We start from the raw sequence: 10143 nt of genomic DNA on the forward strand, positions 1-10143 counted from the left end.
CACGCGCTCGACGCGGTGCTGCGCGGCGCCGATCCGCGCCGCGCGCGCTCGCGCGCCTGCCTGCACCGGTTGCTCGAACGCCAGCACTACCGGCTCGCGTGGTGGCGCACGGCCGCCGACGAGCTGAACTGGCGGCGCTTCTTCGACATCGCGACGCTCGCGGCCATCCGCGTCGACGACGATGCGGTGTTCGATGCCGTCCATGCGCTGCCGCTGCGGCTTCATGCGGCCGGCTACATCGACGGCCTGCGCGTCGATCACGTCGACGGCCTCGCCGATCCGCGCGCGTATGGCCGGCGGCTGCATCAGCGGCTGGCCGCGCAACGCGACGCGCGGCCGTACATCGTCGTCGAGAAGATCCTCGCGCCCGGCGAAACGCTGCGCGCCGACTGGGCCGTCGACGGCACGACCGGCTACGACTTCATGAACGATGTCGGCGCGCTGCTGCACGATCCGGCCGGCGCCGCGCCGCTCGCCGCGCACTGGGCCCACGTGTCGGGTTCGTCGCGCACGTTCGCGCAGGAAGCGCTCGACGGCAAGCGACGCGTGCTGATGCGCCAGCTCGCCGTCGAGCATGCGCGCGCCGCGCGGGCGTTGCACCGGGTGGCGCGTGCGGCACCCACGACGCGCGACGTGAGCCGGATCGCGATTCGACGCGTACTGGGGGAACTCGCGGTGCAGTTGCCCGTGTACCGGATGTATCCGGTGCAGGACGAAGAACCTGCCGACGCCGACCGTCGCGTGCTCGCGCAAGCGTACGAACGGGCGGTCGAGGCCGTCGATCCTGCCGACCGGTTCGCACTCGATCACGTCGCCACCTGGCTCGGGTTGCCGATCGTACGCGTGCCGCGCGCGGACGCCGCCGCGCTGCACGCGGCGCGCGTCGCGTTCGCGCAGCTCACCGCGCCGCTGGCCGCGAAGGGTGTCGAGGATACGGCTCACTATCGTTACGGCCGGCTCTTGTCGCGCAATGAAGTCGGCGCCGACGCGGGCGACTTCAGCCTGTCGCGCGGCGCGTTCCATGCGCGCAACCGGCGCCGCGCGCGCACCGTGCCGCACGGGCTCGTCGCCACCGCCACGCACGACCACAAGCGCGGCGAGGACGCGCGTGCGCGGCTCGCCGTGCTCAGCGAAATGCCCGACGCGTGGCGCGCGGTGTCGCTCGACTGGTCCGCGCTCAACCGGCCGCATCGCGGCAGCGCGCATCGCGACCTCGCATGGGCACCGGGGCCGGCCGCCGAGGCGATGCTGTACCAGACGCTCGTCGGCTGCTGGCCGCCCGAACTCGCGCCCGACGACGCGGCGGGGCTCACGGCGCTCACCGAACGCGTCGTGCAGTGGCAGACGAAAGCGCTGCGCGAGGCGAAGCGTCACACCGACTGGCTCGCGCCCGATATTCGCTACGAGCGCGATTGCGAAGCGTTCGTCCGCGCGATCCTGAAGCCGCGTGGCGCCAGCGACTTCGCCCATCGGCTCCATGCGTTCGTCGCGCGGATCGCGCCGGCCGGCGTCGTCAACAGCCTGACGCAGGCCGTGCTGCGGATGGCATCGCCCGGCGTGCCCGACCTGTATCAAGGATCTGAGTCATGGGATCACTCGCTCGTCGATCCGGACAACCGCCGCGACGTGCCGTTCGCGGCGCTCGCGGCCGAGCGGGTCGACGGGCCGGTCGCGTCGTATCTGGCGGCGTGGCCCGATGCGCGCGTGAAGCGGGCGCTGGTCGAGCGCATGCTGGCGCTGCGCGCGCGATGGCCGGCGACGTTCGCGGATGGCGCCTACGTGCCGCTGCGCGTACGCGGCCCGCTCGGACGTCATGCGGTGGCGTTCGCACGGTGCAGCGACGAGGCCACCGTGGTGGTGGTCGCGACGCGGCTCGCGGGTCGGTTGCTTGGCGAAGCGCCGGAATTGCCGCGCGTGGAACCCGCGCAATGGGGCGATACGGCGGTCGTGCTGCCGCGCGATATCGACGGGCCGTGGATGGACGGGCTGAATGCGGGGGATGCCATCGACGTGGCGGGAGGGTTGATCAAGCTCGGTGACTGGCTGGCCGCGCTACCGGTTGCCGTGCTGGTGGCTGCGCGTCCAACGAGCGAATCGTGATCGTCCAGCGCAATCTGGCAGATGGAACGCCGGGCGGCCGTCGTCCCATCATCGATACCGGCGGCAGCCCCCTCCATACAACTGTCGGCATTTGCGTTTTGTCACGAGCATCCCACACTCTGATCGTGCCCCAAATCACAAGGAAAAATCGAATTTGTGCAAAATGGCCTGCGTATAATCGTTTTTGTACATCCAAAATCGATTTACGCCCGAAACGAGCTTCCATAATCGGTTTTGCGCATTGCCTGGGCCGACCTACAGGAGCTTTCAAATGGCTGAATTGCCCGACGATCCGATCGGTACCGCATGGTTGATCGCAAACTGCGACGTTGTCCCAATGGCGCGGCCGCCGGTGCTCAGCCGCATCGGCGGCCGGCGCGCCACCGAAGTCATTGACGGTTATCGGCTCGAGACCTACCCGGAACTGATGCGCCCGGCGAACGATATCGCCGCGCACCTTCAGTTTCACTTGCGCCACGAGGTGCCGCAACTGGAGTTTCTTGCGCGCCTGTTCGCGCGATCGGGGCCCGGCTTCGTCCAGGACTGGATCGACTCCGAACCCACCGGGCAGTATGCCCGTCGCGCCGCCTTTCTTTACGAATGGCTCACACGCGACGAGTTGAGTGTTCCGGATCGGCTGGGCGGCAACTATGTCGACGTGCTCGACGACGCCAAAGTCGTCACCTCGTCACGCGACCACATCGTGAAGAATCCGCGGTGGCGAGTGAACGATAATCTTCCCGGAACACGTTACTTCTGCCCGACCCTCGTGAAGACAGCCGCTTTCATGGAGGCTGCCGAGTTGAACGTGCCGCGCCTGTTCGCCGATCTCGCGGCGGAATTCGGTGAGGATCTGCTTATGCGGGCAGCGGCCTGGATGACCTTGAGGGAAAGCAAAGCCAGTTTCGCCATCGAAGGGGAAGCCGACCGCACTTCCCGCATTCAGCGCTTCGCGGACGTCATGGCCCGGCGTACTGCCCAAGGCGAACAGCCGTTGTCGGACGACGCTGCTGCAGAATTACAGCGGGAGATTCTCGGCGAGAGAACCACGCTCACACGGTTCGGCTTCCGGCAATCGCCCGTATTCGTCGGGGAAACCGTGCGCTTCAACGAGGTCGTGCACTATGTCGCACCGGGGCAGGATGATGTACCGGCCATGCTTGACGGACTTCGCATTTTCCTGACGCGCACTGCCGGTCAATCACCCGTGATGCGCAGCGCGGTCGCAGCCTTCGGTTTCGTCTACGTACATCCACTGGCGGACGGAAACGGCCGCGTCCACCGCTTCCTGATCAACGATGTGCTCCGTCGGGATGGTGTCATTCCGGAGCCGGTCATCCTGCCTGTTTCCGCGGTGATCATGGACGACGCAGGCGAACGCCGTGGCTACGACAGAGTACTAGACCAAGTGTCCTCGCCACTGATGGAGCACGTCCGCGATCACATCGTCTTCGAGGCCGCCCAGACCACCTATCCTGACGGCGTTGTCTCCAACTTCGCGTTTGATGGTGCGGAACTGGCCAAGCCGCTGTGGCGATACCCGGACCTCAGCCCTCATGTGCAATACCTTGCCAACATAATCAAGCGCACGCTGACCGAACACATGCGCGAGGAATCGCGCTATTTGCGCAGTCACGCGCTGGCTCGGCAGGTACTCAAAGAAATCGTGGAAATGCCGGATCACCAAGCCGACCGTGTACTGCGCTCGATCGAACAGAATCAGGGGCAACTCAGCAACGTTCTCGCGAAGGAGATGCCCGTCTTGCAGCAGCCGGGTATCTGGCCCGCGATCGTCGAAGCAGTATCCTCGGCCTTTCGCGACGGCGACTCCACGGATGCCGCGATCGTTGATCGATACCGCCCTGAACGACCGGCCGGACAGTAAAGCAAGCCTCACGACAACACGGCCGCCGGCAACGCGCAGCTTTCCGCTACACAGGAAACGCCGCATCCGCCCGTCACGCGTCGGTGACGTCGGGCTCGCGCGCGTCGTTGCGTTGCACGCACTGCACGACCGACAACCCGTCGGCGGTCAACGCAGGCCGGCGCTCGCCGGACGCGTCGTCGTGCTGCATCACGATCAGTTGCTGTTCGACCAGCGCGAAGACATCCTCGCGGTCGATCTGGATCTGCTCCGGTGCGCGATGCACCAGCAGCAGCGTGGCGAATTCATGTGCGGTCAGCATGCTCGTTCCCCGTTGGCGGCTGCGCGAGATGCGCGCCGGCGATCAGCCATGCATGCAGGGACCATGCCGGGTGGCGTGTCGCCCCCGTCATCCGTGCCGCCTGCGCGCGGCGCGATGTGGCACCACACGGCGGCCCGTGCGCGGTGCAAAGTTTTCAACGGCGTGTAATGCGGGAGGAAAACCGGCAGGAGGGAAACCGGCGCAGGACACGCCGGGAACGTCAACCGGGTCAGGATCGCCGGGACCGGAACAGGCCCGCTCGCGCACGACCGGCCGGCGCACGGAAATAGCCGCTGTGCAGCACCACGCCGCCGTTGCCGTTACCGCCGCCGTCGCTGTTGCTGCCGCCCAGCACGTCGGCACAGGCGGCTGCGATGCGCGCGCGGCCCTGTTCGAACGCATCGCGCAAGTCGGCCTCCAGCGCGGAGCGTGCGCCGAAATGATCTTCCAGCGCTTCGACCGTGATCGCGCAGGTTTGCAGTTCGCCCTCGACATCGATGACGAAACGCAACTGCAGCGCCGCCCCGTCGAACACGGGCGGCTCGTCGACCAGCGTCACGCGGCGGGCGGAATCGGCGGCCATGGTTTCAGGCGCCCCGCGCCGAAAGGCGATCGACCGGTGCGCCACCGACCGCGAGAATGGCTACCTTGCAATGCCCCAACCTTCCGCTCATGAGCCCCTCCGTCCACGTGGCGGCACGTGTCGTGCCATGCCAGTCCCGCAGCAAGCTACGTGCCTGCCGCCCCGTTCGCGCGTGCGAGTCGAGTATCGGAAAGCCGATCGGCACGGCTACTGCAGAAGACGCGCGGCGTCGAGCATCGCATCGGTCAACTCGACCGTCAGCGTCACGTGTTCGTCGGGCAGGCGCTCGAGCAGGTCTTCCACCGTGGCGTGCAGGATCGCGTGCACGCGCATCCGCGTGCTTTCGTCGAGATCCGCATAACGTTCCATCGTGTCGCAGTCGAGCACGAGCACGACCGAATGCCGCGCGGTCTCGGGCGGCGGGTCCGCCGCCTCCGCCCACGCCGCCTGAAACATGATCCTGCCCGTCGAGACGTCGACATGGACCGTCGTATCGAGATCGTCGGCGTCGATCATGTCGCCATCGGCATCGTTGTCGATCTCGTCGTTTTCCAGCCAGATCCGGGAATGCGATTGCATGATGTCCTCCTGCGTGATGGCGTGATGGCGGGATGGCACGTCCAGCCCCTCTTCTGCAGCAACACCCGTGCCGCGGCCGGCACGGGTTCGTCGTACGGATCACGCGCGCCGCGCGGCACGCGGTTTGCGTCGCCCACCTCGTCACTACGTCCCTGTCACCCCAATGGAGCCGACTTGATGCCTTCCGCTACCGCTACCCACGCGCATGGCAAGCACCTGACACGACGCCCGGGCCGCGCCCGCGGCAACGACCCGCACCACCGCAAGCGCTGGTCCGCCGACGTCACGCAAAAAAGCGATGCGCTCGACATCGAACCCAATATTTTCAAGTCCGACGACCCGGCCGCGATCGCCGCGTCGCTGAAGCATTCGGCCGAACACAGCCGCCGCCACCACGGGTCGCCATTCCAGTCGGCGATGTCGATGCTGAACTTCTACGTGAACCGCGCGGGCCGCAACCTGCCGAAAACGCGCCGCGCCACGCTCGAACGCGCGAAGCGGAAGCTGCGCGAGGCGTTCGGCCGCAAGCCCTGACGGCGCGCGACCACCTGATCGGCCTGCCACGGCACACATGCACGAGACGCTCTGGTACCTGATCGTCGGCGCGGTGCTGATGGGCATGGGCGTCGCGACGTCCGCGCTGCGCCACCTGCCCGTCAGCACCGCGATGATCTATCTCGTGCTCGGCGTCGTGCTCGGCCCGGCCGGCGCGGGCCTGCTGGATCTCGATCTCGAACGCGACGCACGGCTGCTGCGTGAAATCGTCGAGATCGCGCTGCTCGTCTCGCTGTTCGCGATCGGGCTGCGGCTGCGCGTGCCGCTCACCGACCGCCTGTGGCACGTGCCGTGCCGCCTCGGCCTGCTCGCGATGGTCGTCACCGTGCCGCTGCTGGCCGCGTGCGCGATGCTCGCACTCGGGCTCGACTGGGGCCCCGCGCTGCTGCTCGCGGCGATCCTCGCGCCGACCGACCCGGTGCTCGCGCACGACGTGCAGGTGCACGACCCGGGCGATCGCGATCTCGTGCGCTTCGCGCTGTCGGGCGAAGGCGGCCTGAACGACGGGATCGCACTGCCGTTCGCGCTGGCCGGGCTCGCGCTGTGCGGCGCGCCCGGCACGACGCACGGGCTGCCGCCGCTGTCGGGCGCGTTCGCGCTCACCGCGCTGTGGGGCATCGCCGGTGCGGCCGCGATCGGCGGCGGCCTCGGCTGGATCACGACGAAGACGATCGGCTCGCTGCGCACGCGCCACGCGCAGGCGCTCGGCCTCGAAGGCTTCTTCGCGCTCGCGCTGATCGTGCTGTCGTTCGGCGCCGCGCAGTACGCGCATGCATTCGGGTTCATCGCGACGTTCGCGGCCGGGGTCGCGATGCGCCGGGTCGAGCACCGCGCGAGCGGCGATCGCGCGCCGCGCGAAGTGATCGGCCAGATCGATTCGGCCGACGTCGTCGCCACCGAGAAGCATCCGGACAAAGCGCACGCGTTCATGGCCGAATCGGTGCTCGGCTTCACGATCGAACTCGAACGGATCGCCGAAGCCATCGTGATGACGATGATCGGCAGCGTGCTCATGACGCTGCCCGGCCCGCTGCTGACGTGGGGCGCGGTCTCGCTGGCCGTCGTGCTGTTCGTCGCCGTGCGCCCGCTGGCGGTGCTGGTCACGCTCACCGGCTCGCGCGCGACGCATGCGCAGCGACGGCTGATGGCGTGGTTCGGCATCCGGGGCATCGGCTCGTTCTACTACCTGCTGTTCGCGCTCGAACACGGGCCCTCCGCCGCAGTGCGCCCGCTCGCGGCCCCCGTGCTGGCCGTCGTGTCGGCATCGGTGATCGCGCACGGGATCACCGCGACGCCGCTGATGAACTGGTATCACCGGCTGCAGCATCGGCGCTGACGCGTGCATGACGATGCGCGCTGCCACGCAATCAGGCCGCCACGTGGGTGGTGGCGCCGCAGGGGTGTGAGGGAAGCATCGACATCGACATGCGCTCGCCGCGTTCGGGATGCAGCAGCCACGCGGATCGCCGCGCCGCCGCCCCGCGAGCGGTAGCGGCGTCAGGGTGCGCGCAGCGCCGCGTCGAGTTCGGCGCGCGTCACGTCGAGCGCGACGTTGCATTCGATCGCCGTCTCCTCGACGCGCGGCTTGCGCTCGTCCACCGCGCGCCGCGCGCGGTCGCACAGAACCGTGCGCACGCGCAGCCGGTCGGCCGCGCTGAGCGACGCATAGCGCGTGATCACGTCGGGCTCGAACCGCAGGTCGACCGTGCAACGCCATTCGCGCGCGTCCTCGTCGGACGGCACGCGCACCCACGACACCTGGATCGTCAGCCGCCCGGACGCGTCGTCCGCGTGCACGACGACGGTCGATTCCGACGGAAAGCCGATCGCGAGCGCATGCTCGAGTTCCGCGATGCGCTGCGACCGGCCGGGTGCGCCGCTCATCGTCGCACGACGCCCAGCAGCAGCGTGACGAGGAAGATCACGACGAAGATGTAGAACAGGATCTTCGCGATCTCGGCCGCGCCGGCCGCGATCCCGCCGAAGCCGAACACGGCCGCGACGATCGCGATGATGAAGAAGATGACCGCGTAACGCAGCATGGATACCTCCTGGATGGCAGCAGTGGTCAATACACGTCGTCGCCGGTCACGCATCGTGCTTGTGCTCCGGTTTGCCGCATCGCGGCGTGGACGCCATTTTTTCACGTTCCTTTTCGCTCATCGACCTGGCCATCGGCTTCGCCGGCGGCATGAGGTCCCGCATTTTCGTGTTGCCGCGCCCGGCCGACAGCGCGGCGCCCGCCGCGCTCTGCCGGGCTCGAGACTTTGCCGGCATGGTTGCGCGCCTGTCGCGGGCGCACGCGTCGACGCGACGGTCGGCACGTGCACGCGACAGGTTCGCCCGGGCCGCCGTCATGCGGCGTCGCGGCGGCGCAGGTCGGCCGGCGGAATCTTCATCGCCTGGCGATACTTCGTCACCGTGCGACGCGCAAGCAGGATGCCGCGGCCCGCGAGGTTCTGCGCGAGCGTGACGTCGGACAGCGGATCGGTGTGCCGCTCGGCCGCGATCATGTCGCGGATCAACACCTTCGCGGCCGCCGCCGAGCACACGCCCTTGCCGGCCGCCTCGAGCTTGCGCGGGAAGAAATGCTTGAACTCGAACGTGCCGTGCGGCGTGGCCATGTACTTGTTGCCCGTCGCGCGCGATACGGTCGATTCGTGCAGGTCGAGTTCCTCGGCGATGTCGCGCAACACGAGCGGCTTCATCGCGATCTCGCCGTAGCGGAAGAAATCGCGCTGCCGCGCGACGATGCATTCGCCGACGCGCTGGATCGTCTCGAAGCGCTTCTGCACGTTGCGGATCAGCCAGCGCGCTTCCTGCAGCTGCTGGCCGAGCGGTGAATCGCGTTCGCCGCTCGACTGCGCGAACAGCGTCGCATAGCGTTCATGCAGCCGCGCACGCGGCAGCACGGCCGGGTTGATCGTCACGATCCACTCGTCGCGCACCTGGCGCACGATCACGTCGGGCACCACGTAGTCGCCGCGCGTGCTGCCGTAATGATTGCCGGGGCGCGGGTCGAGCCCGCGCACCAGCGCGCAGGCCGCCTGCAGCGTCGGCGCGTCGCAGCCGAGCCGCCGCTGGATCTCGGCCGTCTCGCGGCGGGCCAGACGCTCGAGATGCTCGCGCGCGATCGCTTTCGCTTCCGCGAGCGCCGGCGTGCCGGCCGGAATCGCGTCGAGTTGCAGCACGAGACACTCGGACAGCGAGCGCGCGGCCAGGCCCGGGCGGTCCAGCATCTGCACGAGCCGCAGCCCGATCGCGAGATCCTGCTCGGAGAGCAGCAGCGCGGGGTCGGCCGCGACCAGCAGTTCGCCCAGTTCCTGGCGCAGGTAGCCGTCGTCGTCGAGCGCGTCGATCACGAGGCGCGCGGCTTCGCGGTCACGGCGGTTCAACGGATAGAGCCGCAACGCATCGTGCAACTGCTGATTCAGCGACGGCTCCGCGGCCAGCCATTCACCGGGCGACTGGCCGCCCGCATCGTCGCCCTGGCGGCTCGTGCCGCGCGGCGCGGGCGCGGCCGTCAACGACACTTCGGACACCTCGGGCACTTCGGGGGCGTCGCCATCCTGCGGGCGAGCGTCGTCGGGCTGGGGTGCCGCATCGGGCGCGGCGGCCTCGGCCAGCTGCCCGGGGGCGTCGGCGGCAGCCTCCTCGTCGCCGTGGCCATCCTCGAGGAACGGATTCTGATCGAGCGCCTGCCGCAATTCCTGTTGAAATTCGAGCGAGGACAACTGCAGCAACCGCAGCGACTGCTGAAGCCTCGGCGTAAGTGCCAGATGCTGTCGCATCTGCAGCGCAAGCGAGACGGACATCGATGGTCCTCCTGACGTTTCACGGTTTCGTTTCGTATTCGGTCAGGATTGATGCAGCTTCCATGCCAAGCGGCCCGAACGCTCCGCGTCGCGGCTCGCGCGGGTTCGTACCCCGTCTTGCAGCGCGTCGAGGGCCGCTTTTTTACAAGCTGTCGGCAAGTTTTGGGCACGCGTTTCGCGCACCGTCCCGCCACGCACCGGCCGTGGGATGTTTCAGTACAGCGGCGGCGGCGTGCCCGGTAGCGTCGGGTCGCCCGGCGTGCCGTTCGGGCCCGGTGGCGGCACGTCGGCCGGGTCGCCGCCCGTCGCGCCCGGCGGCAACGTG

11 protein-coding genes are annotated in these 10143 nt (G+C 68.5%); 4 read left to right on the forward strand and 7 right to left on the reverse strand.

Annotated elements, in window-relative coordinates; translation table 11 throughout:
• On the forward strand, positions 1 to 2100 hold a 2100-nt coding region (gene treY, locus G3N98_RS35630; RefSeq protein ID WP_206150751.1), incomplete at its 5' end, for a malto-oligosyltrehalose synthase.
• Positions 2101 to 2371: 271 nt separating this feature from the next.
• The gene (locus G3N98_RS35635) at positions 2372 to 3985 is read left to right on the forward strand and encodes a Fic family protein (protein ID WP_206150752.1); all 1614 of its coding nucleotides are present in this window, start codon (positions 2372 to 2374) and stop codon (positions 3983 to 3985) included.
• A 73-nt stretch (positions 3986 to 4058) separates the two neighbouring features.
• On the opposite strand, the gene G3N98_RS35640 is transcribed toward G3N98_RS35635, so the two are convergent.
• From G3N98_RS35640 to G3N98_RS35650, 3 genes are all read right to left on the reverse strand, one after another.
• Positions 4059 to 4286 (reverse strand): hypothetical protein, encoded by a 228-nt coding sequence (locus G3N98_RS35640; protein ID WP_089459315.1) that lies wholly within the window; start codon positions 4284 to 4286, stop codon positions 4059 to 4061.
• A gap of 229 nt (positions 4287 to 4515) precedes the next feature.
• Positions 4516 to 4869, reverse strand: a complete 354-nt coding sequence (locus G3N98_RS35645; RefSeq protein WP_206150753.1) for a DUF1488 domain-containing protein — start codon at positions 4867 to 4869, stop codon at positions 4516 to 4518.
• A 207-nt stretch (positions 4870 to 5076) separates the two neighbouring features.
• Positions 5077 to 5448, reverse strand: a complete 372-nt coding sequence (locus G3N98_RS35650) for a DUF3022 domain-containing protein (RefSeq protein ID WP_206150754.1) — start codon at positions 5446 to 5448, stop codon at positions 5077 to 5079.
• Between the two features lie 177 nt (positions 5449 to 5625).
• Here G3N98_RS35650 and G3N98_RS35655 point away from each other — a divergent pair, with 177 nt between their 5' ends.
• Both G3N98_RS35655 and G3N98_RS35660 read left to right on the forward strand, forming a co-directional pair.
• Positions 5626 to 5982 carry a DUF3175 domain-containing protein gene (locus tag G3N98_RS35655; protein WP_206150755.1) on the forward strand — a complete coding sequence of 119 codons (357 nt, stop codon included), beginning with the start codon at positions 5626 to 5628 and terminating at the stop codon, positions 5980 to 5982.
• 37 nt (positions 5983 to 6019) lie between these two features.
• The gene (locus tag G3N98_RS35660; protein WP_206150756.1) at positions 6020 to 7339 is read left to right on the forward strand and encodes a cation:proton antiporter; all 1320 of its coding nucleotides are present in this window, start codon (positions 6020 to 6022) and stop codon (positions 7337 to 7339) included.
• A gap of 161 nt (positions 7340 to 7500) precedes the next feature.
• Here G3N98_RS35660 and G3N98_RS35665 read toward each other — a convergent pair whose 3' ends face one another.
• From G3N98_RS35665 to rpoN, 4 genes are all read right to left on the reverse strand, one after another.
• Complete coding sequence (locus G3N98_RS35665) at positions 7501 to 7887, reverse strand: DUF3022 domain-containing protein (protein WP_206150757.1); 387 nt, start codon at positions 7885 to 7887, stop codon at positions 7501 to 7503.
• Entirely contained in the window at positions 7884 to 8045 is a 162-nt protein-coding gene (locus G3N98_RS35670) for a DUF1328 domain-containing protein (protein ID WP_011349711.1), read from the reverse strand. The genes G3N98_RS35665 and G3N98_RS35670 overlap by 4 nt, the downstream gene beginning before the upstream one ends.
• A gap of 46 nt (positions 8046 to 8091) precedes the next feature.
• Entirely contained in the window at positions 8092 to 8280 is a 189-nt protein-coding gene (locus tag G3N98_RS35675; RefSeq protein WP_206150758.1) for a DUF3008 family protein, read from the reverse strand.
• A gap of 77 nt (positions 8281 to 8357) precedes the next feature.
• Positions 8358 to 9818 carry an RNA polymerase factor sigma-54 gene (rpoN, locus tag G3N98_RS35680; RefSeq protein WP_206150759.1) on the reverse strand — a complete coding sequence of 487 codons (1461 nt, stop codon included), beginning with the start codon at positions 9816 to 9818 and terminating at the stop codon, positions 8358 to 8360.
• Between the last annotated feature and the right edge of the window lie 325 nt (positions 9819 to 10143).

The sequence above is a fragment of the Burkholderia sp. Tr-20390 genome (genome assembly GCF_017104595.1).
Taxonomy (GTDB): Bacteria; Pseudomonadota; Gammaproteobacteria; order Burkholderiales; family Burkholderiaceae; genus Burkholderia.